Below are 25,668 nucleotides of genomic sequence, written 5' to 3'. Positions count from 1 at the left end.
ACCCTCCCTGTACGCACAGGGAGGGTTTTTTCGTGCGCCGGCCTTTGAAACCCGCTAAGCCCTGCCGGTCATGACTACCTCAATTCTCACCCGTTCGCGCGCGCTGGCGCTCGCCTGGCCCATCATGCTGGCGCAGGTGGCGACCGCAACGACCGGCATTGTCGATACTGCCGTGATGGGGCGCTACGGCACAGCGGCGGAGCTGGCGGCCGTAGGCCTGGCGGCGGTTGTGTTCAACTTTCTATATTGGGGTTTCGGCTTCCTGCGCATGGCTACCACCGGCCTTACCGCGCAGGCCGATGGGGCAGGTGACACCGGCGAGACAAACGCCATTCTCAAGCGCGCGCTGCTGCTCGGCGGCGGGCTGGGCCTGCTCATCCTCATCACCTTCCCGCTGGTCTCGCATTTTTCCCTCGCCCTGTTCCAGGCAGACGCCCCTGTGGAGGCCGAAGCGGCGGCCTATTTCTGGGGCCGCATCTGGGGCGCGCCTGCCGCGCTCATGGGCTTTGCCATCACCGGCTGGCTGATCGGCACGGGCCGCACGCGCGCGCTGCTCGCCGTGCAGATCGGCATGAACGCCGTCAATGGCGGGCTCGATTTCCTGTTTGTGGCGGTGTTCGACTGGGGGCCGGCGGGGATCGGCGTAGGGACGGCGATGGCGGAATGGGCGGCGCTGGCGCTCGGCCTGGTCATCGTGCGCTCGGCCCTTGGCCCCGGCGGGCAGCTGCTGGACCGGGCGAAGCTCACCTCCCTCATCAGCGCCAACCGCGACATCATGATCCGTACACTGGCGCTTCTTTTCAGCTTTGCCTGGTTCGTGAATTCCGGCGCTCAACAGGGCATAGCCGTCATGGCGGGCAATCAGGTGCTGCTGCAATTCATCGCTGTCTCCGCCTTCGTGCTCGACGCGTTTGCCTTTGTCGCGGAGAAGGAAGCGGGCGCGGCCTATGGCGCGCGGGACCGGGCACGGCTGGTGCGGGCCATGCGGGTGACGAGCGAGTTGGCGCTGGCCTGTGGCGCGCTGTTTTCGCTGGTCTTCTGGCTGGGCGGGGGCGCGGTTATCCACGCCTTCATTCTTGACCCGGCCGCACGGGACGCAGCGCTGGCCTATCTGCCCTGGTGCGCGGCGGTCCCTTTCATCGGGGTCGCCGCCTGGCAACTCGACGGGCTGTTTCTGGGCACGACGCAGGGGCCGGCCGTGCGCAATGCCGGCATGCTGGCGATGGCGGCATACCTTGTAACGGACCTGACGCTTGCCCCGGCGTTCAACAATGCGGGCGTCTGGACGGCTTTCCTTCTCAGCTATGTCTACCGCGCCGGCGCGCTGGCGCTCTACTGGCCGCGCCTGATGGGGCGCCTTGCGCCGGAAACTGCGCGCGGTTGAGACGCTTGCCGCGCGGGCATCCGCAAACATCCGTATTCCGCCCATTCTGCCAGAGGCGCAGGCTTTCCCCGGACAGATGAGACCGGAGAGAGACGATGCAGTTCGAATTCAGCCCAAAGACGAAAGATTATATCGCGCGTGTCAGCGCATTCATGGACCAGCATGTCTATCCCGCCGTGCCCGACTACAAGGCCCACCACGAAAAGGACCGCTGGGGCGTCAACCCCGTGCTGGAACGCCTGAAGGAGCGGGCCAAGGCTGAAGGCCTGTGGAACCTGTTCCTGCCGCCGAGCGAAGATCACGACGAGAGCAGCCATCGCGGCGCCGGACTGACCAATGCCGAATATGCGCCGCTCTCGGAGATCATGGGCCGTGTGTCGTTTGCGTCTGAAGTGTTCAACTGCTCGGCGCCAGATACCGGCAATATGGAAGTGCTTCACCGGTATGGATCGCCGCTGCAAAAGGAGCGCTGGCTCGGGCCGTTGCTGCGCGGTGAAATCCGCTCGGCCTTCCTGATGACAGAGCCGCTGGTTGCCTCCTCCGACGCCACCAATATCGAGACGACGATCACCCGCGAGGGCGAGGAATACGTCATCAACGGCCGCAAATGGTGGTCCTCCGGTGTGGGCGATCCGCGCTGCAAGGTCGCCATCGTGATGGGCAAGACGGACGCGAGCGCCGAGCGCCATCAACAGCAAAGCCAGATCCTCGTGCCGATGGACGCGCCGGGCATCAAGATACTCCGTATGCTGCCCGTATTCGGGTATGATGACAGCCCGCATGGCCATGCCGAAGTGTTGCTGAAAGATGTTCGCGTGCCTGTTGCAAACCTGATCCTTGGGGAAGGCCGGGGCTTTGAGATTGCACAAGGCCGTCTCGGGCCAGGGCGTATCCATCACTGCATGCGCACCATCGGCGCGGCCGAAGTGGCATTGGAAAAACTTACACGCCGCGTTCTGGCACGGGAAGTTTTCGGCAAGGCGCTTTCCCAGCAATCCATCTGGGAGCAGAGGATCGGCGAAGCCCGGCTCGACATCGAGATGACGCGCCTGCTAACCCTGAAAGCCGCTTACATGATGGACACGGTCGGCAACAAGGGCGCGGCCAACGAGATTGCCATGATCAAGGTGGCTGCCCCGCGCGCCGCTCTGAAGGTGATTGATGAGGCAATCCAGGCCCATGGCGGAGCAGGCGTGACAGATGATTTTGGCCTGGCTGAACTTTATGCCGGTATCCGCACGCTCCGCCTTGCAGATGGGCCGGACGAGGTGCACCTGCGCGCGATTGCCCGCAATGAGGTGAGAAAGTACCGCGAGGCACCGGCCTATCCCGCCCACCGCCCGGAGGCCGGCATTGCTTGGCCGCCGGTGCAAGAGAGGGTGTAACTAGAAAGGAACGTTCGGGTCGTCCTCGCCCTTGCCGCCGAGCATCAGGCCGGCAAAGTCGAAGACGCGCGGATCATGCAGATGGCTGGGGCGCACATTGGTAAGTGCCTTGGCCATCACCTGCCGCGTGCCCGGCTTCTTGCGCTCCCACTCGTCCAGCATGCGGTTCATCACCACGCGCTGAAGGCCATCCTGGCTGCCGCAGAGATTGCAGGGGATGATGGGAAATTCCATCGCCTCGGCAAATTTGGCGAGGTCATCTTCCGCAGCAGTGATCAGCGGGCGGAACACCTGCACATCGCCGTCATCGTTCAGCAGCTTGGGCGGCATCGCGGCCAGGCGCCCGCCATGGATGAGGTTCATCATGAAGGTGGCGAGCGCGTCATCCCGGTGGTGGCCGAGCACGATGGCCTCACAGCCTTCCTCGCGCGCGACGCGGTAAAGAATGCCCCGGCGCAGGCGTGAACACATCGAACAATAGGTGCGCCCTTCGGGCACCTTGTCGGTCACGATGGAATAGGTGTCCTCGGTGATGATCTTGTGGGTGACACCGTTCTGCGTCAGCCACTCTGGCAGGATATGCTTGGGAAAGCCCGGCTGGCCCTGATCGAGATTACAGGCGATGAGGTCTACGGGCAGCGCGCCCTGCCATTGCAGATCCAGCAGCACAGCCAGAAGGCCATAGGAGTCCTTGCCGCCGGAGAGACAGACCAGCCATTTAGGGTGTGGCTTTTCGCCGGTTTCGATGGCGCGGCGGTCCACCAGACCGTACGTGTCGATCACCTCCAGCGCCCCGCGCACCAGCCGTTTGCGCAGCTTCTTGAAGCTGACGCTCGACGGCGTGTTCGCAAACAGCGGCAAAACGGGGGAGAGGGAGGTGTCAGCCATCTGTTTTACTCCGCAGCCACCACGGCTTCACCTGCCAACCAGGCGTCAAAGTCCTGCAGCGCACGGATGGCCTGGGCGATTTTTTTTGCCCGGCCCTTGTCCTTGCCGCGCAGGCGTTTGCCATTTTCGTCCGTCTTCGAATAATCGGTAATATCCGGGAAGAGGCCGAAATTCACGTTCATCGGCTGGAAGGTTTGTTTTTCGGCGAGGTGCCCGCCCGTGATATGGCTGATCAGCGCGCCCATGGCCGTGGTTGGCGGAGGCGGCTCGAGCCTCTGGCCAAGGCGCTCAGCGGCGGCAAAACGGCCCGCGAGCAGGCCCATGGCCGCGCTCTCCACATAGCCTTCGACGCCCGTCACCTGACCGGCAAAACGCAGGCGCGGCATCGACTTCATCCGCAGTTGCCGGTCGAGCAGTTTGGGCGAGTTGAGGAAGGTGTTGCGGTGGATGCCGCCGAGGCGCGCGAACTCGGCCTTTTCCAGGCCGGGGATCATCCGAAAAATGTCCGTCTGCGCCGCATATTTCAGCTTCGTCTGGAAGCCGACCATGTTCCACAATGTGCCCAGCGCATTGTCCTGGCGCAGCTGAACGATGGCATGGGCCTTGACCGTGGGATTATGTGGATTGGTCAGGCCGACCGGCTTCATTGGCCCAAAGCGCAGCGTTTCGCGCCCGCGCTCTGCCATCACTTCGATGGGTAGGCAGCCTTCGAAATAGGGCGTGTCCTTTTCCCAGTCGCGGAACTCTGTCTTGGGCGCGGCGAGCAGCGCATCGAGGAAGGCATTGTACTGCTCTTCCGTCATCGGACAGTTGATGTAAGCGGCCGTATCACCTGAAGGGCCCGCCTTGTCATAGCGGCTCTGGCGCCAGGCTTTGTCCATGTCGATGGACTCGAAATAGACGATCGGCGCGATGGCATCGAAGAAGGCAAGGTCTGTCTCGCCGGTATGGGCGCGAACGGCTTCGGCAAGCGCAATCGATGTGAGCGGCCCCGTCGCGACGATCACGCTGTCCCAGTCTTCGGGCGGAAGGCCTGCGATTTCCTCGCGCACGATGGTGACGAGCGGGTGGGCTTCCAGCTTTGCCGTGATCGCTTCGGAAAAACCTTCCCGGTCTACGGCCAGCGCGCTGCCGGCGGGTACCTGATGGTCTTTCGCGGTGGTGATGATCAGGCCGTTCGCCCGGCGCATTTCCTCATGGATCACGCCGACGGCGTTCGTCGTGTGATCATCCGAGCGGAACGAGTTGGAGCAGACAAGCTCAGCCAGCTTGTCGGTCTGGTGGGCGTCTGTGCCGCGCACGCCGCGCATTTCGTGCAGGATGACGGGCACGCCCGCAGAGGCGATCTGCCAGGCCGCTTCGGAGCCGGCCATGCCGCCGCCGATTACATGGATGGGTTTCAGGGTCATGCGCCGGACATGAGCCCGCTGCCCCGGCGCGTCAAGATAGCGTTTGCCGGGCCGGGCGGGAGGCTTTAGGTGTGCGCCCCGAGATGAGACGAGACGATATGACGGCGCGCCTTGCCATTTTTCCCCTGATTTCCGCTGCCTGGGGCGGGGCTTTGGCCGCGTTGAAGCCCGCCGCGCTGTGGCTGATCCTGTTTGCGGTTGCGGGCGGGCTCTACACGGCAGCCCTGCGTTCAGAAACTGGTTTCTGGATGCCTGTTGGCGCGGCCATCCTTGCCTTTCTGGCCGGAACCGAGCTTTCCCGGCGCATCTATCGCGCGCTGATGCCCGGCGCAAAAGCGCCCTTCCTGCCGCTCGCCCATGCCAATTTGTCGGCCTATGCGGCGTTTGTGTTCATCGGTTTCTTCGTCATCTTCTTCCTGATGATGCTGCCCGGCATCCTGATGCAGGAGGCGGGTCAGTATCAGCTCGACAAGGACACCGACCCGGCGGTCGCGCAGGAAGCCTTTATGTCAATGCTGGCAACGCCTTACGGGGCAGTCTTTATGCTTTGCTGCGGGGTGGGCGCCGCTCTGCTGGGCTGGATCGCGCTGCGGCTGACCCTCTATGGCGCCGCCACCAGTGCGCGCGGCGAAGCGCACGTCTTCCGCACCTGGGGCCTCACCAAGGGGCACCTGAAAGCGCTCCTCCCGGCGAGCCTTGCCACACATATCCTGCCGTTTGCCCTCGGCGTTGCGATCAATAGCGCCCTCCACCGGGCCTTGCCGGATACGCCGCTGGGCCATTTCATTGGCGGGGCGGCGGGGGTGATCGTGTTCGCGCCCTTCCTGCTAGCGGGCCACGGTATGGCGGCGGCAGCCTGGGAAAAGCTGAAACCGGCAGAGCCAGCCGCGCCGCCCCCCTCTTCAGGCGATTGATGCAGATTGCCAATCAGGCATACTCTCTCCCGAACGGCTGACGGGGAGACCGAGATGAACACTGCCTTTTCCTTTGACCGCGCGCTGACCTACCCTTTCAAGGCGCCGCATTTCAAAAGCTTCCCCTGGATGTTCGGCCTGTCTTATGCGGCCATCCTGGTGGTGCTGTTCCTGGTGATCGGTCTCCTGAGCTGGCAGGGCATTGCCGAATGGTTCCTGGCGATGCAGCAGATCGAGAACGACCCCAACCCGGCGCCGGATGAAGTCTTCGCGCTGATGTTCGGCGGGCTCGGCGGCTTGCTGCCGGTCCTCGGCGTGGCATCGTTGCTGGGCTGGGTCATCTGGGCGATGTTCGAGGTCGCCTCGCAGAAGCGCTACCTGTTCGGCGAAAAATTCTCGCTCGGCTTTGGCGGGGACGAGCTGCGGATGATGGTCGTCGGCCTTCTCTGGAGCGTGATGAGCATCGCCGTCTTCCTGATACCGGGCATCCTGCTGTTTACCGCCATCAGCGTGATCATGGGCTCAGACCTCAGCGCCCCGATGGATGATCAGACCGCAGGCCGCTTCATGGCGTATTTCTTCGGCGGCTTTGGCCTGATGTTTCTCTTCTTCTTCCTCTATGTCTTCATCGCCACGCGGCTGGCACCCTGCTTTGCGCTGACGGTGAAGGAGCGGGAAATCCGCTTTTTCGACGCGTGGAATGTCTCGCGGGGGCGCTTCTGGCCGATCCTGGGCGCTTATGTGATCATCGCCATCGTCGTCAGCATTGTGTCTCAGATGGTGTCGATGCTGGCGCAGCTCGTGATGATGCCGATTCTGATGACGCTGCCAGAGCAGGGGGACGTGCCAACCGAAGCGCTGGCCGGCATTTTCCTCTCACCGGGTTTCATCATCCCGATGGCGCTGATCTATTTCATGATCCTGTTCGTGCAGGGCCTCACCCAGCATTTCGTGGCCGCCCCGGCCTCACTCGCCGCGCGCCACGACCCCCGCAACGACCCCAGCGAAGCCGAACGCGTCGACGTGTTTTCCTGAGCCGCCGCGCGCCTGCGCTATTTCGCGCTGGCGCCGGCCTTTGTTTTTTTCGCCGGTTTCTTGGCCTTTGGGGCAGGGGCGGGCGCAGCCGCCGTTTTCGCGGCTGCCTTCTCCCGCTTGTTTCGGGCCGCGCGGCGTTCGTCCTGACGGCGGAAGGTTTCGGCGAGGAATTTTCCCGTCCAGCTTTCGGTGATCGCGGCGATGTCTTCCGGCGTGCCTTCGGCCACCAGCTTGCCGCCGCCATCGCCGCCCTCAGGGCCAAGATCGAGCACCCAGTCGGCGGTCTTCACCACGTCCAGATTATGCTCGATGACGACGACCGTGTTGCCCGCGTCGACCAGTTCATGGAGCACTTCCAGCAGCTTCTTCACGTCCTCGAAATGCAGGCCGGTCGTCGGCTCGTCGAGAATATACAGTGTACGGCCCGTCGCGCGTTTGGAGAGTTCCTTGGCGAGCTTCACCCGCTGGGCCTCGCCGCCCGAAAGCGTGGTCGCCTGCTGGCCAACCTTGATATAGCCAAGGCCCACCTGGTTCAGCGTGTCGAGCTTTGAGAAAATCGCCGGCATCGCGGAGAAAAACTTCGCCGCGTCCTCCACGGTCATGTCCAGCACATCGGCAATCGACTTGCCTTTGAAGAGAACGTCCAGCGTCTCGCGGTTATAGCGTTTGCCCTTGCAGGTCTCGCAGGTGACATAGACGTCCGGCAAAAAGTGCATCTCGATCTTGATGACGCCGTCGCCCTGGCATGCCTCACAGCGCCCGCCCTTGACGTTGAAGCTGAACCGGCCGGGTGCATAGCCCCGCGCCTTGGCTTCGGGCAGGCCGGCATACCAGTCGCGGATCGGCCCGAAGGCGCCGGTATAGGTTGCCGGGTTGGACCGCGGCGTGCGCCCGATGGGAGACTGGTCGATGTCGATCACCTTGTCGAGATGCTGCAGGCCCTCCAGGCTCTCATACGGCGAAGGCGGGTCTGATGCGCCGTTCAGCTTGCGCGCCAGCGCTTTGTAAAGCGTCTCGATGATGAGCGTGGATTTGCCCCCGCCCGACACGCCTGTGATGGCCGTGAATGTGGCCAGCGGGATCGAGGCAGTGACATTCTTGAGGTTATTCCCCGTCGCGCCCTTCAGCGTGATGCGGCGCGAGCCTTTCGCCACGGGGCGGCGCTTGGGAATGGCAATCTCGCGCGTGCCGTTGAGATAGTCCGCCGTCAGACTTTTGGGGTTTTTCATCACCTCTTCAGGCGTACCCGATGCAATGATCTCCCCGCCATGCACGCCGGCGGCCGGCCCCATATCGATCACATAATCGGCCAGCAGGATCGCGTCCTCGTCATGCTCCACCACGATCACGGAGTTCCCCAGATCGCGCAGGCGTTTGAGCGTTTCCAGGAGCCGCTCATTATCCCGCTGGTGCAGGCCGATGGAGGGCTCATCCAGCACATAGAGCACGCCCGTGAGGCCAGAGCCGATCTGCGAAGCAAGGCGAATGCGCTGGCTCTCGCCGCCGGACAGCGTGCCCGAGCCGCGATTGAGGGTCAGATAATCCAGCCCCACATCATTGAGGAAGATCAGCCGGTCGTTGATCTCTTTCAGAATGCGGCTGGCAATCTCGTTCTGCTGCTTGGTCAGCGATTTGTGCACCTTGCCAAACCACTCGCCCGCCTTGCGGATGGAAAACTCGCCGGCATCGGAAATATCCAGCCCCGCAATCTTCACCGCCAGCGCCTGAGGCTTCAGGCGCTTGCCGCCACAGGCCGGGCAGGGCGCGGCCGACTGGAAACGGCTGATCTCTTCGCGCACCCAGGCCGAGTCCGTTTCCCGGTAGCGCCGGTCGAGATTGGGGATCACGCCTTCGAAGGTCTTCTTGACCTTGTAGCTGCGCATCCCGTCATCATAGACGAACTGGATTTCCTCATCCCCGGTGCCATGCAGGATGATGTCCTGCACCTTTTCCGGCAGCTTGTTCCAAGGCTTGCCCAGATCAAACCGGTAATGCGTCGAGAGCGCTTGCAGCGTCTGCGTCTGGTAGGGCGAGGAAGATTTCGCCCACGGAGCAATCGCGCCGTTCAGCAGATCAAGATCCTTGTCCGGAACAATCAGGGCCGGGTCGATCTTCAGCTGTTCGCCGAGCCCATCGCAGGACGGGCAGGCGCCAAACGGATTGTTGAACGAGAAAAGCCGCGGCTCGATTTCCGGAATGGAAAAGCCGGAAACCGGACAGGCAAAATTGGCGCTGAACGTGATGCGCTTGGGCTCGGTTTCCCCCGGCGCGATGTCGGCATATTCGCCCACCGCAATGCCCTGGGCGAGGCCGAGCGCCGTCTCGAAGCTTTCCGCCAGCCGCTGCTCCATGCCCGCGCGCACGACAATCCGGTCGACCACCACATCGATGTCATGCTTGAATTTCTTGTCGAGTTTCGGTGGGTCTTCCAGCTCATGGAATTCGCCATTCACCTTCACGCGCTGGAAGCCGTTCTTCAGCAGTTCGGCAAATTCCTTGCGGAACTCGCCCTTCCGGCCGCGCACCATCGGGGCAAGCAGGTAAAGCCGCGTGCCTTCCTCAAGCTCCATCATCCGGTCGACCATCTGGCTGACCGTCTGGCTTTCGATCGGCAGGCCGGTGGCGGGCGAATAGGGGATGCCAGCGCGCGCCCAGAGGAGGCGCATATAGTCATAAATCTCGGTCACCGTGCCGACGGTGGAGCGCGGATTACGGCTCGTCGTTTTCTGCTCGATCGAGATGGCGGGTGAGAGACCCTCGATGCTCTCCACGTCCGGCTTCTGCATCAGCTCCAGAAACTGGCGCGCATAGGCCGACAGCGACTCGACATAGCGGCGCTGCCCCTCGGCATAGATCGTATCGAACGCGAGGGACGATTTGCCCGAGCCCGACAGGCCCGTCATCACGACCAGTTCGCCGCGCGGAATGTCGACATCGACATTCTTCAGATTGTGTTCCTTGGCGCCGCGAACGCGGATGAAGGGGGATTCGGCCATGGGAGGAGTCGCTCAGCAGGTCTGAAAGAGGGGGAAAATCTGAATGGTCATATGTAGGCGTGAGTCCAGCTTGACGACAAGAACAAAATGTGAACTTCTGCAGTCAGCTGCTTTTAAGGGCAGGCGGGGCGGTGGAATTTCGTCCCGATGAGGCGACATGGGGACCGGGGAAGAGTAGAACAACTCGAATCGGACTCGAAACAGTATTTCAGCGCGGAGGCCCCACATGGCGGGATCGGTAAACAAGGTCATTCTGGTGGGCAATCTCGGGGCTGACCCCGAAGTGAAGCAGTTCCAGAATGGCGGGCAGGTCTGCAACCTGCGCATCGCAACCTCGGAAACCTGGCGCGACAAGGCGTCGGGCGAGCGCAAGGAGCGCACCGAATGGCACACCGTGGCCATCTTTTCCGAAGGCCTGGTCAAGGTTGCCCAGAGTTATCTGAAAAAGGGCTCCAAGGTTTATCTTGAGGGCAAGCTGCAGACCCGCAAATGGCAGGACAAGGACGGCAACGACCGGTACACGACCGAGATTGTCCTGCAGGGCTTTGATGCCACGCTGGTGATGCTCGACGGTCGCGGCGAAGGCGGCGGCGCCAGTGCCGGCGGCGGTGGCCGTGACATGGGCTATTCGGGCGGCGGCAATGGCGGCGGACGCCAGCAGATGAGCGGCCCGAAAGAAAGCTTCAGCCAGGATCTCGACGACGAGATCCCGTTCTGAGGAGGACTGCATGACCGCTGCTTCCGCTTCTTCGAGGACGGGCCCGTGGGGCGCCTTGCTGATGCTGGCAGTCGCGGTCCTGGCGGCCTGCGCCAGCCCGGCGGCGAGCATCCCCGTGGCAGAACCCCGCCTGCTTGAGCAGGCCCTGCTTGCCGAGGGGGTTAGCCCGGCGGATTCGGCGCTGGTGATCTATCGGCTTGAGGATGAAAAGGTCTGGGCGAGCGGCGGCGCGCGCATTCGCGAGCGGTTTACGCCCGCCTCGACCTCGAAAATCCCCCACACCCTTCTGGCGCTGGAAACCGGCGCCGTCACAGGGCCGGAGGAAAGCTTCGAGTGGGACGGGGAAACCCGCTTTGTCGACAGCTGGAATGAAGATCAGGATTTCGCGGCCGCCTTCCAGCGCTCTACCGTCTGGATCTATCAGATCGTTGTGCCCCGCATCGGCGCGGCCCGCCTCACCGAAGGCCTTGAGGCCTTCGGCTATGGCAATGCCGACATCGGCGGGCCGGAAATGATCACCCGCTACTGGCTGGAAGGCCCGCTCGCCATTTCGGCGACCGAGCAGGTGGAATTCCTCTCCCGCCTTGCCCGCCGCACGCTGCCCCTCTCGGCCCGCACCTATGATCTGGCGGTGCCGGTCATGGAAGTCGATCGCGGCGAGGGCTGGACGCTCTACGGCAAGACCGGCTGGAAAAGCGTCGAAGGCCAGATGGACATCGGCTGGTATGTCGGCTGGGTCGAACAGTCCTCCGGCGAGGCGCCGGGCACCTACGCCTTCGCCCTCAACATGGACATGCCCGGCGGCATGGACGAGGCCCCCAAACGCCGCGCAGCCGTGGAACGCGCGCTTCGCGCGATTGGCGCCCTTCCGGTAGCCCAGTAACTTTCCGCCTAGTCCCGCTCCGGCGCGCCGAGCGGAAAATACGGCCGGAAATAGCGCGCATCGTCCACGGCGCGCGCAAAAGATGGCCGCGCCAGAAGCCGTGTCCGGTAAGCCCGCAGCACCGGATAGTCACCCGAAATCTCGTGCACCCAATCGGCATAGAAGAGGGCAGGCGACGCCGCGCAGTCCGCCAGCGTATACGCTTCGCCCGCTGCCCATGTCCGCCCCGCCAACTGGCCTTCCAGCCAGCCATAGGCCCGCTCCAGCTTCTCTTTTGACAGCGCCACGCCGTCTGCCCGTTTCACGGGATCGCCCGTCAGCGCGCCATTCACCGCATGCTGGGCGGCGTCCATCACATGCAGGTCAAAAAACCGGTCCAGAAACCGCACCCCCAGCGCCGCTGCCGGATCATCCGGCAACAGGCGTACAGGGCCGGAATGGTGAAGCTGCAGGTATTCGATGATGATGCTCGTCTCGGCGACGTTCCGGTCCCCGTCCACAAGCACCGGAAATTTGCCCAGCGGCCACCGCGCTTTCAGGCTTTGCTCATGCTCGGGCGTCTCTGGCCCCACAGCGCGAAACTCGAACGGCGTGGCGTTTTCATAAAGGGCGATCAGCACCTTCTGCGTGTAGGAGGAGAAGAGGTGACCATAAAGCGCGAGAGTCATTGCAGAGCTCCTTTGAGCGTTTTTCGCCAAATTCAGGGCCGGTAGATTTCGACCAGCGCGCTGGTGTCGGTGCCGCTGGCTTTCAGCGCCCCGCCGATCACATGGATCGCTCCGCCCAGCGCCACCGCGCCCAGCCCGTGGCGGGGATGGGGCATCGGGGCAATTGCGGCCCAGGCGTCAGACGCCGGATCATAGACCCAGGATTCCGGATACACCCCGCCGCCATTGTCAAAGAATTCCCCGCCAAACGCGTAGAGCTTCCCGCCCAGCGCCGCCGCCGCCAGCCCGCCCTGCGCCTGAGGCATCGGCGTAGCGTTCCGCCACCTGTCCTCGCGCGCGTCATATACCTCATGCGCGGCCGTATTGCCGCCTGCCACGCTGCGTCCGCCCACCACATGCAGGTTGCCGCCGATCTCCGCGCCCGCCGCGCTGTTGCGCGCGGTGAGGCAGGGGGCGGCCTTTTGCCAGCGTCCATCGGAGCTCGTCAGCACGAAATGATGCGCCTGATCGGTCTGGTCGCCCCAGGCCGCGTTCGCCGTGCCGGCCGGGGAGCGTCCGCCGATCAGATGCAGCCCGCCGCTGCGATTTGCCAGAACGACTGCCTCGGCGCAGGGCCGGGGCAGGGCCGGCGCCGCGTCCCAGCGGCCTGCCGCAGCGTCGAGCCGCCAGCCCGTGCCCTGCATTTCCCACATCGCGGCGGGAGACGAGGCCTGAAATCCGCCGATGGCGTAGAGTTGACCGGCATAGCTGACGAGGTGGGGATGGTGCCGGGCAACCGGCAAGGCCGCCTGCGCGCGCCAGCCCTGCCCATCGGGGCGCCAGGCATGATGGCGGGCAGTTGGCCCTGTAATCTGGCCATTTTCTGCGATGAAGCCGCCTGCCAGATGGATCGCCCCGTCATGCAGGCAGGGATAAATCTCCTGCACGGGGAAGGGCAGCGCCTCCCCCATCGACCAGCCGCCGGGCAGCCCGGCAGAGCCGCCCGCGATCGCCTCGTCGGGGCCTTTGCAGGCGGTTGCCGCAAGGGCCGCCCCCATCCCCAGCCAGACCTCACGTCTCGACAGGCGAAACTTCAATGATTCTGGCATGTTAGGCTCCGTTCAGGCGGGGGCGGAAATCGGCCGGAAAGCCCGGAATTCACTGCAAATAAAGGCATCTGGATGGTAGCCCCGGCGCGGCGCGGCTGCTAGTCTCATATCCAGCAAAAATGGCGATTCGGACGTCCCCGTCCTGAACCCGGACTCAAGACTGCAGAAGGCCTTTCCATGAGCGATCCGACCACCCCTCCGGACGAGCCGGAAACCCCGGAAAATGGCGCGGGAAAACCGCCGCCGCAGGACGGCATCGAAGGCATCTCGATCGAGTCGGAGCTGAAATCCTCCTATCTCGACTATGCGATGAGCGTCATCGTCAGCCGCGCGCTGCCCGATGTGCGCGATGGCCTGAAGCCCGTTCACCGCCGCATCCTGTTTGCGATGAACGAAGGCGGCAACACGCCCGACAAGCCCTATTCCAAATCGGCCCGTATCGTCGGCGACGTGATCGGTAAGTACCACCCTCACGGCGACTCGGCGGTTTATGACGCTCTCGTGCGCATGGCCCAGCCCTTCTCGATGGGCGTGCCGCTGGTCGATGGCCAGGGCAATTTCGGCTCGATCGACAACGATCCCCCGGCCGCCATGCGCTACACCGAAAGCCGGATGACCAAGGTCACCACCCACCTCCTTGCCGATCTCGACAAGGACACGGTGGACTTCCAGGACAACTATGACGGCAAGGAAAAAGAGCCCGTCGTCCTGCCGGCCCAGTTCCCGAATCTTCTGGTCAATGGCGGCGGCGGCATCGCGGTCGGCATGGCCACCAACATTCCGCCGCACAATCTGGGCGAGATCATTGATGCCACCCTGGCCATGATCGAAGACCCGGCGATCACCGATGAAGCGCTGTGTGAAATCGTTCCGGGGCCGGACTTTCCAACCGGCGCGCTGATCATGGGCCAGTCCGGCAGCCGCAAGGCGCTGATGACCGGCCGGGGCAGCGTCATCATGCGCTCGAAAACGGAGATCGAGGAAGCCAAGAATGGCCGTGAGGCGATCATCGTTTCGGAGATCCCTTATCAGGTCAACAAGGCGGCAATGATCACCAAGATCGCCGAACTTGTCCGTGAAAAGAAGATCGAAGGCATCTCCGATCTGCGCGACGAGTCCGACCGGAACGGCATCCGCGTCGTCATCGAACTCAAGCGCGACGCCAGCGCGGATGTCGTGCTCAACCAGCTCTACCGTTTCAGCCAGCTGCAAAGCTCGTTCGCGGTCAACATGCTCGCCCTCAATGGTGGCCGGCCGGAGCTGATGAACCTGCGCAAGGTTCTCGAATACTTCATCACCTTCCGCGAGGAAGTGATCGTCCGGCGCACCAAGCACGATCTCGGCAAGGCGCGCGACCGCGCCCACGTCCTCGTCGGCCTTGCCCTCGCCGTTGCCAACATCGATGAGGTCATCCGCCTCATCCGCACATCGCCCGATCCGGCCACCGCCCGCCAGCGCCTGCTCGACAAGGCCTGGCCGCAACAGGACATGGGCCCGCTGATCGATCTGATCGCAGACCGGCGCACGCGCCGTGGCTCGGAGGAGGGCACCATCTACCTCTCCGACGAGCAGGCCCGCTCGATCCTCAATCTGCCGCTCCACCGGCTCACCGGTCTTGGCCGCGATGAAATCGGCAATGAAGCCAAAGGCTTGGCCGACAAGATCGCCGAATATCTCGAAATCCTCCGTTCACGTCCGCGCATCCTCGGCATCATCAAGGCCGAGCTTGCCGAGGTGAAGGAAAAGTTTGCCGTGCCCCGCCGCTCGCAATTCGTCGATGGCGGCGTCGACATGGAAGACGAGGACCTCATCGAGGTCGAGGATATGGTCGTCACCGTCACCCATGGCGGCTATGTGAAGCGCACCCCGCTGTCGACCTACCGTACACAGAACAGGGGCGGCAAGGGCCGCTCGGGCATGTCGATGAAGGACGAGGATTTCATTGTCCGCGTCTTCTCGGCGACGACGCATACAGAAATCCTGTTCTTCTCCTCGGCCGGCATGGTCTACAAGGAGAAGGTGTGGCGCCTGCCCATCGGCGGGCCAACCTCGCGCGGCAAGGCACTGGTCAACATCTTCCCGCTGGCCGCCGACGAGCGCATCGAAAGCGTCATGCCGCTGCCAGACAGCGAAGAGGCGGCCGAGCATCTCGATGTCATGTTCGCCACGCGCTCGGGCAATGTCCGCCGCAACCGGCTGGCAGATTTCACGCGCGTCAACCGCGCCGGCAAGATCGCGATGAAGCTGGACGAAGGCGATGGCATCGTCTCGGTCCAGCTCTGTTCAGAGAAGGACGATGTCCTGCTCACCACCGCGCTCGGCCAGGCCATCCGCTTTGCCGTCACCGATGTGCGCGTCTTTGCGGGCCGCGATTCCACCGGCGTGCGGGGCATCCGCCTCGGCGCGGAGGATACCGTCATCTCGATGGGCATCCTGCGCCATATGGGGGTCACCTCCGAAGAGGCGCGGGCTTACCTGAAACACGCTGCGGCCATGCGCCGCGCGGTCACCGGCGAGGAAGAGGAAATCTCTGACGACGAGGACGAAGTCGTCGCCGAGGCCGCCCTGTCGGCCGAGCGGATTGCCGAGTTGGGCGCCGCTGAGGAGTTCATCTTCACCGTCGCCGATGACGGCATGGGCAAACGCTCCTCCGCCTATGACTACCGGGTCACCGGACGCGGCGGAAAGGGCCTTGTTGCCCAGAATATCTGGGGCCGCGACAAGAAAGGCGGGCCGGTCAAGAAGGTCGCCCAGTCCTTCCCGGTGGGCGATGGCGACGAGGTCATGCTGGTCACCGATGGCGGCCAGCTGATCCGCACCCCGGTCGACCAGATCCGCATTGCCGGCCGCTCCACGGGCGGCGTCTGGGTCCTGCGGACGGGAGACGGCGAACGGGTTGTCTCTGCGGCGCGGCTTGTCGATGACGGCGAAGGCGGTATGGATAAGGCGGAGGGTTGATGCTGCGGCGCGGCAACAGGCTCTCGGCGTAAGTTTTGAGAGGAGGCGCCCCCGTGCATCGTATTGGCCTTTACCCTGGCACTTTCGATCCGCCGACCGCAGGTCATATCGACATTTTCAGCCGGGCGGCAAAGCTCGTCGACACGCTGATCATTGGCGTGGCCATAAACGAGGCCAAAAAGCCGCTGTTCAGCCTGGATGAGCGGGTGGCCATGGTCGAGCATGAATGTGCCAATCTGAAGGGCACAGGGCTGGCTGAGATCAAGATCCTGCCCATGCGCGGCCTGCTGATGCATTTTGCAGAGAAGTGCAATGCCAACATCATCGTGCGCGGCCTGCGCGCGGTTCAGGACTTCGAATACGAGTTCCAGATGACCGCTATGAACGAGCAACTGAATCCCGACATTGAAACCATCTTCCTTATGGCCGATGTTCGCCATCAGGCGGTGGCTTCGCGTCTGGTCAAGGAGATCGCGAGCCTCGGCGGCGACATCACGCCGTTCGTAACACCGTCGGTGAAAAAGGCTCTGCTGGAGAAGTATAAACAATGAAAATTCGTGGCTTTGCAGCGGTCGTGGCTCTGGCGGGATGTCTCCTGCCGGCCTGCGCCGATACCACCGATGGCGGCTGGTCGTTCGAGACGCCTGAAGATGTCGCTGCAAGCCCCGGAACCTGGCGCCCGGTTGATCCCGAGCGCCTGTTCATCTTCCAGACTAATAAAGGCCGCGTCCTGATCGAGGCGTTCCCGGATGTGGCGCCCAACCATTTTGCCCATTTCACCTCTGTCACGCGGTCGGGCGATTATGACGGCACCAGCTTTCACCGTGTCATCGACGATTTCATGGCCCAGGGCGGCGACATTCAGGCCCTCAAGGGCCGCCCGTCGGCAGAGCCGGACGTGAAGGGCGAATTCACCTTCCGCCGCGATGTCACCAAGATGCCGCTGCAGGCCACCATCGGCCCGGAAGACAGCGCCAAGCATGGCTATTTCAACGGCTTCCCGATCCAGACCCAGCCATCCTTCTTCGCTGAAATGTCGGTCGATGGCCTGGTCGAAAGCCATATCCCCCATTGCGCCAGCGTCGTCTCCACCGCGCGCACCAGCGATCCGGACTCGGCCAATGGCCAGTTCTTCCTGATGCGCGGCTACTCGGCCCATCTCGACCGTCTTTATACGTCCTGGGGCCGCGTCATCGGAGGCCAGGATGTCGTGCTCTCGCTGAAGTCCGGCTCGCCCCAGAATAACGGCTCGGTCACCAATCCCGACATCCTCACCTCGGCGAAAATCGCCGCAGACCTTCCGGAGGCGGAACGTCCGCGCGCCTATGTCCTGCGCACCGACAGCGAGGCCTTTAAGACCGCGCTGGAAGCCAAGGGCGAGCCCAATATCTGCGATCTGGCGCCGGTGCCGGCCATCATCATCGATCCAGCTGGCACAGGCGCAGAAGCCCCCGAAGCTGACGACGAAGCCGCTGATGACGCTGCTCCAGAATCCGCCCCCGAATCCAACTCTGAAACCACCGGGGAATAGGGGGCATCGCCGGCCTGATCCGGTGACCGTACATGGACCTCTCGGTATTCCAGTTTGATCTGCCTGAAGATCTCATCGCCCTGCGGCCCGCCCAGCCGCAGGATGCCGCGCGCCTGCTCGTGGTGCATGGCGACGGGCGCCTGATTGACGCCACCGTCCGGGATCTGCCGAAATATCTCAACACCGGCGACGTCCTCGTCTTCAACGATACGCGCGTGCTGCCCGCCGCGCTCAAGGGCGTGCGCCCGGCGCGCGACGGGGCCAGCCGCGATGTCGAGGTCGATGTAAACCTGGTCGAGCGTCAGGGCGATTGTCTCTGGCTCGCGCTCGCCCGGCCCGGCCGCCGCCTGAAGGATGGCGACGAGATTTTCTTCGCCGAAGGCTTTTCAGCCAGGATAGCGTCGCGCCGCGAAGGCGGGGAAATCCTGCTGGACTTCAACTGCGAGGGCGAAGCGATGATCGCCGCGCTCGACGCCCACGGGGCCATGCCGCTGCCGCCCTATATCGCCCGCCGCCGCCCGGCCGATGCCGAGGACCGGGAAACCTACCAGACCCGTTTTGCCGGCGAAGACGCCGCCAGCGTCGCCGCCCCCACCGCCGGCCTCCACTTCACCCCCCGCCTGCTGGCGGAGGTCGAGGCTGCCGGCCTCAAGCGCGAAACCGTCCGCCTGCATGTGGGCCTGGGAACATTCAAACCGCTGGAAGACCGACACCTCAGCGAAAACCGTCTGCATGAGGAATGGCGCCGCATCACGCCGGAGGTGGCAGACCGCCTCAACGCCGCCCGTGCTGCGGGCGCCCGTCTTGTCCCGGTCGGCACCACAGCCATGCGCACGCTGGAAAGCTGCGCGGGCGAAGACGGCCAGATCCACGCGGCCACCGGCCCCACCGACATCTTCCTCAAGCCCGGCGATCCCGTCCGCGCCACCGACGCGCTGATGACGAATTTTCACCTGCCGGGTTCCAGCCTCTTCATGCTCGTCAGCGCCCTGATGGGCACGAGCCTCATGCGCGCGGCCTACGCCCATGCCATCGAAGAAAAATACCGGTTCTATTCCTACGGCGACGCCTGCCTGCTGCTGCCTTAACGCGCCTCAGCGCGCATTCCGCCGCTGCCGCCCGAAGCTGAAGAAGCCGGCGAAAAACTCCGCCCACCACCGGCGCCAGCGCCAGGCTTTGCGCAGGTGCGCATGGCGGGGCGCGTCATGCTCTCCGCGCGGGACCAGAATGTTGTTCATCTTGGGCTGATAGCGCCGGATCAGGTCTTCTTCCACGCGCGCCCGGTCGCTCCCGCCGCGCACGATCAGCACATGCCGCTCCGTCGCCCCCCGGTTCCACCAGGCCTCCCACCAGCGCTCATGGCCGTAGAGGCGCGATTTCAGGTTCGTCGCCTTGCCGATGTAAAGCGGGAACAGAAAGAACGCGAAGCGCCGGCGCACGAAGATGTAAACGCCGCTGCCCTCGGTGATCCCCTTGCGCGTCAGGGTGATCTTGAACCGGTAGGCCTGGCCGCTTTCGCCATACCAGGTGTGCCAGCCAAACAGAAACCAGTTCAGAAGAAACATACTGCCGCGTCCCGTAATATCCCGCGGCGAAATTCGGGTGTCCCGGTTAACAAGGTCTTAAAAGCGCGCGAACCGGCGCAAAGCTCTGCCGGTGAACCGGGCAGGGCCCAAGCCGGGTAAGCGCCGCCGCATGCGCCGCTGTGCCATAGCCCTTATGTCCCGAGAATCCATAGCCAGGGTACAAATTACAGAGCGAGGCCATCTGCGCGTCCCGGTGCGTCTTGGCCAGGATCGAGGCAGCTGAGATCGCGGGCTCGGTGAGGTCGCCCTTGATGATCGCGCGGGCGGGCGCGGGCAGGTCGCCGGGCAGGGCATTACCATCAATCAGGATCAGGCCCGCGGTGGCCGAAACTGTCTCAAACTGTCCCGATCTGTCCTGATCTGTCCGGGATTGTCCCAGAATTGCCCGCCGCATGGCCAGGAATGTCGCCTGCCGGATGTTCAGCGTGTCGATCTCCTCCACGCTCGCCTCGGCCACGCACCAGGCCAGCGCCCGCTCCCGGATCAGCGGTGCCAGCCGGTCGCGCGCCTTCTCCGAAAGCTTCTTGGAATCAGTCAGCCCCTCGATAGGCTGGGCCGGGTCCAGGATCACCGCCGCCGCCGTCACCGGCCCCGCCCAAGGGCCACGCCCGGCTTCGTCCACGCCGATGATGAGGGGAAACGCGCTCATCCCATTATCCCAACAGGAGTCGGCACTGCCTGCCAATATCGGGGCTGCATTGGCCTCGCGCGGAGGAAGGGCTGGTCATCTTCCCCCGCCTCGGTCAGCATGCGCGCCACATAGGGAAGGAAAAACATCATGGATCTCGGCCTCACAGACAAAATCGTGTTCATCGCCGGCGCCAGCCGGGGCATCGGCCACGGCATCGCCCGCAGCCTGCTGGAAGAGGGTGCCAAGGTTGCCCTCACCGCGCGCGGCGCTGAAGCGCTGGAGGCCACCCGCGCCGATTTCGCTGCCGAATTTGGCAGTGACAAAGTCTGGTCCTTCGCCGGCGACCTGACCCAGACCGCCGGTATCGAAGCTGCGCTCACCGCCTGCGACGCAGATTTCGGCCAGATCAACGCCGCCGTCGCCAATGTCGGCCTTTCGCCCTCGCCGCTGGGCGTCGATGTGTCCGATGATGACTGGCAGGCCGGCCTCGATCAGAACCTCAACTCCGCCTTCCGCCTCGCGCGCGGCGCCATCCCGCGCATCTCGAAAGCGGGCGGGGGCAGTTTCCTCTTCATCTCCTCCATCGCCGGCCTCGCCGCGCTGGGCACGCCGCTGATCTACGGCGCCACCAAGGCGGCAGTAAATCACCTCTCCACCTCGATTGCCCGTTTCACGGCCGACACGAACGTCCGTGTAAACACTATCGCGCCCGGCAACATCATCTTCGAAGGCAGCACCTGGGAGAAAAACGCCAACGGCCCGCGCGGCGACGCCTGGGCCCGCTGGATACGCCGCGAAGTCCCCATGAAACGCTTCGGCACGCCGCGCGAAATCGGCGACACCGCCGCCTTCCTCCTCTCCGAACGGGCCAGTTTCATCAATGGCGAAGTCATCGCCGTAGACGGCGGCCAGACGCGCTGAGCGCGTAAAACCTCTCATACGGTTGGAGCTCCGTTGGAGTTTTTCTGGAGTTTTCCGGAAAAAAACTCCAACGGCGCGCGCCCCTCAGCGTGCCCCACCCCAACCCTGCCCATAGTCATGGGGAGGGGGCTGTCGCTCTGCTGGGAAATGACAGCTCTCAAACCGCACAACCTGTCCCCTCCCCATGACTATGGGGGTCATGAGGATCAGCAATCGCATTGCGATTGCCCGAATGACGGGGTGGGGCACCTCTCCGCGAAACGCGCCATCACATCCGGAAAACCCGCGCACAAACCTCGCCCTATCCACCCCCCGAAACCCCACACCTCCACCACAACACGCCCCAAATCCCCCCACCCAATCCGCCCCCCTCAGCGCTCCCGCTATCCTCACGCGATGGACTACGCCTTCGCCACGCCGCTCCCCGGCCTCAGCCTCCTTCAGCGCCTCCTCTGGCCGCTGATCTTCGTGCAGCTGATTGCCCTGCGCGACTGGGTGCGCGCGCATTACGGGCGCGGCGTGCCGTACTGGATCACCATTTCGAAATTCGGCCGCGTGCGCCTGCGCCATCTGCCTGCGGACTTTGCCAGCAGCCAGGCTGCGCCTGTCTCTTACGAAATTTTCGGCCAAGACTATTCCGCCGGCCTGACGCGCGACTTGCTCGCTGCCACCTGCGCGGAAGAAGAAACATCCGGCGCGCCCGCTCCGGCGCTCTCCCTCGCCCTGCCCGAAACGCAATCGGGGCAGGCCCCCTCACAAAAGGGAAGGGCCCACCCCGATACGTCTTAAAGCAATTTTCCGCCCCCGGATCACCGGGGATCAGAGCTTTCGCCGGACAGCCCAAGGGCTGCGCCGGGCAAAGCTGCTGGAAAACTAGCCCTCAGCGGATGATGTTCAGCTCTTCCAGCTCGAACGTCCAGTTATAGGGCTCGGCCACGGTGCCTTTGACGAACAGGAAATCGCCGTCCGTCGTCACCCAGAATTCATAGGGCGGGTGGTCATTGCTCGTCATCACGAAGGCGAATTTATAGCATTCGAACGTGCCCGCCGGAACGGTCACGGTCTCGACGCCCGAATATTGCAGGCTGCTGGTCGTGGTGCGTTGAAAGTCCGGCCCGGTCGCCCCGCGATGGTCGATCGAGCTCAGGAGGTTGTTCTTGAAGGTCTGGATGCCTTCGCCTTTGGTAAGGTCAACGCGGGCGGCCAGCCAGGCATCGCCCGTCAGATTGTGCGTGCCAAACCCGCGGATATTGCGGTCGATCTCGACCGTTTCGCTGATGCGGCCGCGCTCGACATTGAAGCCCTGATATTCGGCCTCGGTGTCGGTCCAGCGATACCAGGTGCTGCCATAGAATTTGTTGTCCTTGGTCAGGCGCACGAAGGTGTCGTGGGGATGGAAGTCAGCGTCCACGGTGGCAACAACATCGCGTGTGAGCGCCACATCATGCAACTCGCAATAGGCGCGCATCACGCGGTGCCCGTCGCCATGATGGGTCATGTGAAAGCGCTCGATGCCCCAGGTGCGGTCAGGAAAATCCGGATGGCCGTCGATCTGGTAGCTGATGATGCCGGAAATTTCGCGGTGCTTGGGACCAGATGCCATGGGAGGAGCCTTTCTGCAGCAAGTTGAGCCCCCCGGCTTACGCAAGCAGGCCAGGGGCTTTGATATATCCTTTGCAGACTTTGGTATATCTTTTGAACTTGTGCAAGCCCGTCTCTAGAGAGCGCGGCCTTTCAGCGATGTCAGCCAGGGGATCAGCGCCGCGTTCACTTCCGCCGGGCGTTCCTGCTGGGTCCAGTGGCCACAGCCGGGCAGCACAAGCGCCGTTTCCAGATTGGGCACAACGCTCCGCATGCGGCCAATCGGGTCCTCGATCATGCCAAAGCCGGAATAGGCCGGGTCCTTGTCGCCGGCAATGAAACAGGCCGGCTGCTCGATCTTCCGGTCCTTGTAGGGCAGCAGGAATTCCCAGTCGCGCGTATGGTTGCGATAGCGCGAGAGCGGACCGAAGAAGCCCGACGCCGTGAATTCGCTGGTATAGTAATCAAGGTCCTCTTCGCTCATCCAGGCGCCGATCGTCTCGGGCGGGTTCAGGCCCTCGAGCAGCGGGAAGTCCGATGGCTGGCCAACAGGGAAATCGCCCGTCTTCGCTTCGCCGGAAATCGAATGGTAGAAGCCCTTCAGGAACCGGCGCGGCTCGGCCTCGAAAGCGGCCTCTGCGCGGCCCGGCTCCCGGAAATAGGACTGGTAGAAGAACTTGTTCTTGTCGTCCCACACCTGCTTGATCACCAGATCAAACGACACCTGCGGCACCCCGAAATAGGGCACCGACATCGCCGCCACCGCGGCGATCCGATCGGGATGGATCAGCGAGGTGTTCCACACCTGCGGCGCGCCCCAATCATGCCCGATCAGCACAAAGGGCGAGTCCGGGGAAAGCGCTGCGCCGACGCCCAAAATATCGCCGATCAGCGCTTCCATGCGGAAATCGGGCACGCCATCGAACTTGGAAGAGCCGCCATAGCCGCGCACATCCATCGCCGCCGCGGTGAAGCCCGCCGCCGCTATAGGGCCAATCTGGTGGCGCCAGGAATACCAGCTCTCGGGAAAGCCATGCACCATCAGGGCCAGCGGGCCTGAGCCTTCCAACGCCACCCGGATCTTCGCTTCGCCCGCATCAATCATCCGGAATTCCGGCATCGCTTACCCTCCTGGTTCTTTGCCGGCAAAGCTGCGTCAGGGGCGCGGGTCTGGCAAGCATCACCCTCGCGTCACCCCTTGCCAGAGAGGGATTCAGCGCGTCATCTGCCCGCATGAATTCAATCGGCAAGGTTCCCTGAACATGATCGAACTGATGATGACGCCCGTTTTCTGGGGCTCGCTGGTAACCCTGACATTCCTGGAAATCGTTCTCGGTATCGACAACCTTCTCTTTGTGTCGATTGCCACCGGCAAACTGCAGGGCGCCGAGCAGGCGCGCGCCCGGCGCATCGGCATCTGGGGCGCGATGGTTCTGCGCGTCCTGATGCTGGGGCTGATCTTCTGGATCATCCAGGCCGAAAGCCACGCCCTGTTCCATGTGCCGCCTGATCTTGCGATCCTGCTGGCGGGCGGCGATCCGCTGGTCGCCGAACATATCGGCGAGGTCACCATGAAGGATATAATCCTACTGGCAGGCGGGCTCTTTCTCCTCTGGAAAGGCACGCAGGAAATCCACGCCTCCGTGGAAGGCGCCGGGCATGAAGAGGCCGCCGCCAAATCCACCTTCAAGGCCGTGGTCATCCAGCTTTTCGTGATCAACATCGTCTTCTCGCTCGACTCGGTGATTACCGCGATCGGCATGACCGATGTGCTGGTGATCATGGTGACGGCCGTCATCCTGTCGACCCTCGTCATGGCGGTCGCGGCTGATCCGCTCGCCGAATTCATCGGGCGGCATCCCACCACCAAGATGCTGGCGCTGGCCTTCATCCTGCTGGTCGGTGTCGCGCTCGTGGCCGACGGGCTCGGCTTCCACATTCCACGCGGCTATCTCTACTTCGCCATCGCCTTCTCGCTGGGGGTAGAGCTGCTCAATATCCGGGCCAGCCGGAACGCCGCAAAACCGGGAGGACATTGAATGACAGCACACCATATCAAACTGACCAAAGAGGAAGACGGCATCGCCATCCTCACCATCGACCGGCCGGAGAAGCGCGGGGCGATGACCTATCTGATGCTGCACACCTTCATCGACGCCGTGCGTGAAGTGGGCAAGGATGACAGCGTCCGTGTGCTGATCGTGACCGGGTCGGGCGGCAGCTTCTGCGCTGGCACGGACCTTTCCGATCTCTCCACCATTCCCGGCGAAACCCGCAGCGTGCGCGGGGAAGCCCATCAGGACGACATCTGGTGGCCGCTGGTGTCCTGTCCGAAGCCGGTGATCGGCGCGATTGATGGCTATGCCGTCGGCATGGGCGCTGAATTCACAAGCCAGTGCGATGTGCGCATCATCACGCCGCGCACGCGCTTTGCCTGGAACTTTGCCCATCGCGGCCTGGTGCCCGATACCGGGGCGGGCAGCTGGCTGCTGCCGCGCATCATCGGGCCGAGCCGGGCGCTGCGGCTCTTGTATTCCGGCGGTTTCCTGGAGGCGGATGAAGCGCTCGCCATCGGCTATGCCAATGCCGTGGCTGAGCCAGAAGCGCTGCTGGACGCCGCCCGCGCCGAAGCGCGCCGCTATCTCACCTCCTCGCCGTTCTCCATCCGCCGGATGAAGGAGCTGGTGTGGAAGGGCCTTGAGCGTGACGTTGCCGATCACATGCAGGCCCATGTCACCGCGCTGTCCGCCTGCTTCAAATCGGCCGATCACAAGGAAGGGGTTGCCTCCTTCCTCGAGAAACGCCCGGCGAAGTTTACGGGCACCTGATGACGGACGACATGGTGGTGATCCCTCTGCCGGTTGAGACGGGCGGCGTGACGTTTGCCGTTGCCCGCCTCATATCGGTCGAGGGAGAACCGTTTGCCGAAGCGATATATCCCATTCCCGGAACGGTCTTCGCGCCGCCCCGGCGCATTGCGTTGTCGCGATACGGGCTTGCGCGAATCCGCCCCGGTAATGCGGAGCGGCCCGACCTTTACCTCTATGAAGGCATGATCCTGCCGCCCCCACCGGCATCTCACAATTGAGAAC

The 25,668-nt window shown here is 63.6% G+C and carries 24 protein-coding genes; 15 read left to right on the top strand and 9 right to left on the bottom strand.

Annotation, left to right across the window (positions count from 1 at the left end; all coding sequences use genetic code 11):
* Positions 1-70: 70 nt before the first annotated feature.
* Together HNE_RS13710 and HNE_RS13705 are read left to right on the top strand one after the other, a co-directional pair.
* Positions 71-1,384, top strand: coding sequence for an MATE family efflux transporter (locus HNE_RS13710; RefSeq protein ID WP_011647747.1), 1,314 nt, complete (start codon positions 71-73; stop codon positions 1,382-1,384).
* Between the two features lie 95 nt (positions 1,385-1,479).
* Complete coding sequence (locus HNE_RS13705) at positions 1,480-2,769, top strand: acyl-CoA dehydrogenase family protein (RefSeq protein ID WP_011647746.1); 1,290 nt, start codon at positions 1,480-1,482, stop codon at positions 2,767-2,769.
* Here the strand turns inward: HNE_RS13705 and ttcA are convergent, their stop codons facing one another.
* Positions 2,770-3,657 (bottom strand): tRNA 2-thiocytidine(32) synthetase TtcA, encoded by an 888-nt coding sequence (gene ttcA, locus HNE_RS13700; RefSeq protein ID WP_011647745.1) that lies wholly within the window; start codon positions 3,655-3,657, stop codon positions 2,770-2,772.
* Between the two features lie 5 nt (positions 3,658-3,662).
* Positions 3,663-5,066, bottom strand: a complete 1,404-nt coding sequence (gene trmFO, locus HNE_RS13695) for a methylenetetrahydrofolate--tRNA-(uracil(54)-C(5))-methyltransferase (FADH(2)-oxidizing) TrmFO (protein WP_011647744.1) — start codon at positions 5,064-5,066, stop codon at positions 3,663-3,665.
* A gap of 98 nt (positions 5,067-5,164) precedes the next feature.
* Here trmFO and HNE_RS13690 point away from each other — a divergent pair, with 98 nt between their 5' ends.
* Together HNE_RS13690 and HNE_RS13685 are read left to right on the top strand one after the other, a co-directional pair.
* Positions 5,165-5,980, top strand: a complete 816-nt coding sequence (locus HNE_RS13690; protein ID WP_011647743.1) for a hypothetical protein — start codon at positions 5,165-5,167, stop codon at positions 5,978-5,980.
* Positions 5,981-6,034: 54 nt separating this feature from the next.
* Complete coding sequence (locus tag HNE_RS13685) at positions 6,035-7,015, top strand: hypothetical protein (protein ID WP_011647742.1); 981 nt, start codon at positions 6,035-6,037, stop codon at positions 7,013-7,015.
* Between the two features lie 17 nt (positions 7,016-7,032).
* Here HNE_RS13685 and uvrA read toward each other — a convergent pair whose 3' ends face one another.
* Complete coding sequence (gene uvrA, locus HNE_RS13680; protein ID WP_011647741.1) at positions 7,033-10,011, bottom strand: excinuclease ABC subunit UvrA; 2,979 nt, start codon at positions 10,009-10,011, stop codon at positions 7,033-7,035.
* A 226-nt stretch (positions 10,012-10,237) separates the two neighbouring features.
* Between uvrA and HNE_RS13675 the strand changes: the two genes are divergently transcribed.
* Positions 10,238-10,729, top strand: a complete 492-nt coding sequence (locus tag HNE_RS13675) for a single-stranded DNA-binding protein (RefSeq protein WP_011647740.1) — start codon at positions 10,238-10,240, stop codon at positions 10,727-10,729.
* Between the two features lie 61 nt (positions 10,730-10,790).
* The gene (gene blaOXA / locus HNE_RS13670) at positions 10,791-11,612 is read left to right on the top strand and encodes an OXA-1090 family carbapenem-hydrolyzing class D beta-lactamase (RefSeq protein ID WP_011647739.1); all 822 of its coding nucleotides are present in this window, start codon (positions 10,791-10,793) and stop codon (positions 11,610-11,612) included.
* An 8-nt stretch (positions 11,613-11,620) separates the two neighbouring features.
* Here blaOXA and HNE_RS13665 read toward each other — a convergent pair whose 3' ends face one another.
* Together HNE_RS13665 and HNE_RS13660 are read right to left on the bottom strand one after the other, a co-directional pair.
* A complete protein-coding gene (locus tag HNE_RS13665; protein ID WP_011647738.1) occupies positions 11,621-12,280 on the bottom strand; it encodes a glutathione S-transferase family protein in 660 nt (219 codons plus the stop codon).
* 32 nt (positions 12,281-12,312) lie between these two features.
* On the bottom strand, positions 12,313-13,368 hold the full coding sequence (locus tag HNE_RS13660) for a Kelch repeat-containing protein (protein ID WP_011647737.1): 1,056 nt from the start codon (positions 13,366-13,368) through the stop codon (positions 12,313-12,315).
* A gap of 177 nt (positions 13,369-13,545) precedes the next feature.
* Here HNE_RS13660 and gyrA point away from each other — a divergent pair, with 177 nt between their 5' ends.
* The 4 genes from gyrA to queA are packed head-to-tail and all read left to right on the top strand — an operon-like array spanning position 13,546 to position 18,945.
* A complete protein-coding gene (gene gyrA / locus HNE_RS13655) occupies positions 13,546-16,326 on the top strand; it encodes a DNA gyrase subunit A (RefSeq protein WP_011647736.1) in 2,781 nt (926 codons plus the stop codon).
* A 53-nt stretch (positions 16,327-16,379) separates the two neighbouring features.
* Complete coding sequence (coaD, locus tag HNE_RS13650; RefSeq protein WP_011647735.1) at positions 16,380-16,877, top strand: pantetheine-phosphate adenylyltransferase; 498 nt, start codon at positions 16,380-16,382, stop codon at positions 16,875-16,877.
* A complete protein-coding gene (locus HNE_RS13645) occupies positions 16,874-17,857 on the top strand; it encodes a peptidylprolyl isomerase (RefSeq protein WP_011647734.1) in 984 nt (327 codons plus the stop codon). Before coaD ends, HNE_RS13645 begins: the two co-directional genes overlap by 4 nt.
* A 32-nt stretch (positions 17,858-17,889) precedes the next feature.
* On the top strand, positions 17,890-18,945 hold the full coding sequence (gene queA / locus HNE_RS13640) for a tRNA preQ1(34) S-adenosylmethionine ribosyltransferase-isomerase QueA (protein WP_011647733.1): 1,056 nt from the start codon (positions 17,890-17,892) through the stop codon (positions 18,943-18,945).
* Between the two features lie 6 nt (positions 18,946-18,951).
* On the opposite strand, the gene HNE_RS13635 is transcribed toward queA, so the two are convergent.
* Entirely contained in the window at positions 18,952-19,422 is a 471-nt protein-coding gene (locus tag HNE_RS13635; protein ID WP_011647732.1) for a GIY-YIG nuclease family protein, read from the bottom strand.
* Positions 19,423-19,468: 46 nt separating this feature from the next.
* Positions 19,469-20,092, bottom strand: a complete 624-nt coding sequence (locus tag HNE_RS13630) for a ribonuclease HII (protein WP_011647731.1) — start codon at positions 20,090-20,092, stop codon at positions 19,469-19,471.
* 129 nt (positions 20,093-20,221) lie between these two features.
* On the opposite strand from HNE_RS13630, the gene HNE_RS13625 reads away from it, so the two are divergent.
* Together HNE_RS13625 and HNE_RS13620 are read left to right on the top strand one after the other, a co-directional pair.
* Positions 20,222-20,995 carry an SDR family NAD(P)-dependent oxidoreductase gene (locus tag HNE_RS13625; RefSeq protein WP_011647730.1) on the top strand — a complete coding sequence of 258 codons (774 nt, stop codon included), beginning with the start codon at positions 20,222-20,224 and terminating at the stop codon, positions 20,993-20,995.
* A 396-nt stretch (positions 20,996-21,391) separates the two neighbouring features.
* Positions 21,392-21,784: a hypothetical protein gene (locus HNE_RS13620; protein ID WP_041298978.1), complete on the top strand. Its 393-nt coding sequence runs from the start codon at positions 21,392-21,394 to the stop codon at positions 21,782-21,784.
* A gap of 91 nt (positions 21,785-21,875) precedes the next feature.
* On the opposite strand, the gene HNE_RS13615 is transcribed toward HNE_RS13620, so the two are convergent.
* Positions 21,876-22,598, bottom strand: a complete 723-nt coding sequence (locus HNE_RS13615) for a DUF3108 domain-containing protein (protein WP_011647728.1) — start codon at positions 22,596-22,598, stop codon at positions 21,876-21,878.
* 114 nt (positions 22,599-22,712) lie between these two features.
* The gene (locus HNE_RS13610) at positions 22,713-23,696 is read right to left on the bottom strand and encodes an alpha/beta fold hydrolase (protein ID WP_011647727.1); all 984 of its coding nucleotides are present in this window, start codon (positions 23,694-23,696) and stop codon (positions 22,713-22,715) included.
* A gap of 142 nt (positions 23,697-23,838) precedes the next feature.
* Here HNE_RS13610 and HNE_RS13605 point away from each other — a divergent pair, with 142 nt between their 5' ends.
* The 3 genes from HNE_RS13605 to HNE_RS13595 are packed head-to-tail and all read left to right on the top strand — an operon-like array spanning position 23,839 to position 25,664.
* Positions 23,839-24,615: a TerC family protein gene (locus tag HNE_RS13605; protein WP_011647726.1), complete on the top strand. Its 777-nt coding sequence runs from the start codon at positions 23,839-23,841 to the stop codon at positions 24,613-24,615.
* Positions 24,616-25,404, top strand: a complete 789-nt coding sequence (locus HNE_RS13600) for an enoyl-CoA hydratase/isomerase family protein (protein ID WP_011647725.1) — start codon at positions 24,616-24,618, stop codon at positions 25,402-25,404. It abuts the gene before it with no gap.
* Positions 25,404-25,664, top strand: a complete 261-nt coding sequence (locus tag HNE_RS13595) for a hypothetical protein (protein WP_011647724.1) — start codon at positions 25,404-25,406, stop codon at positions 25,662-25,664. Before HNE_RS13600 ends, HNE_RS13595 begins: the two co-directional genes overlap by 1 nt.
* The last annotated feature ends 4 nt before the right edge of the window (positions 25,665-25,668 follow it).

The sequence above is a fragment of the Hyphomonas neptunium ATCC 15444 genome (genome assembly GCF_000013025.1).
GTDB lineage: Bacteria > Pseudomonadota > Alphaproteobacteria > Caulobacterales > Hyphomonadaceae > Hyphomonas > Hyphomonas neptunia.
Note: the sequence above shows the minus strand (reverse complement) of the source record. Positions and strands in the feature narration are given on the sequence as shown.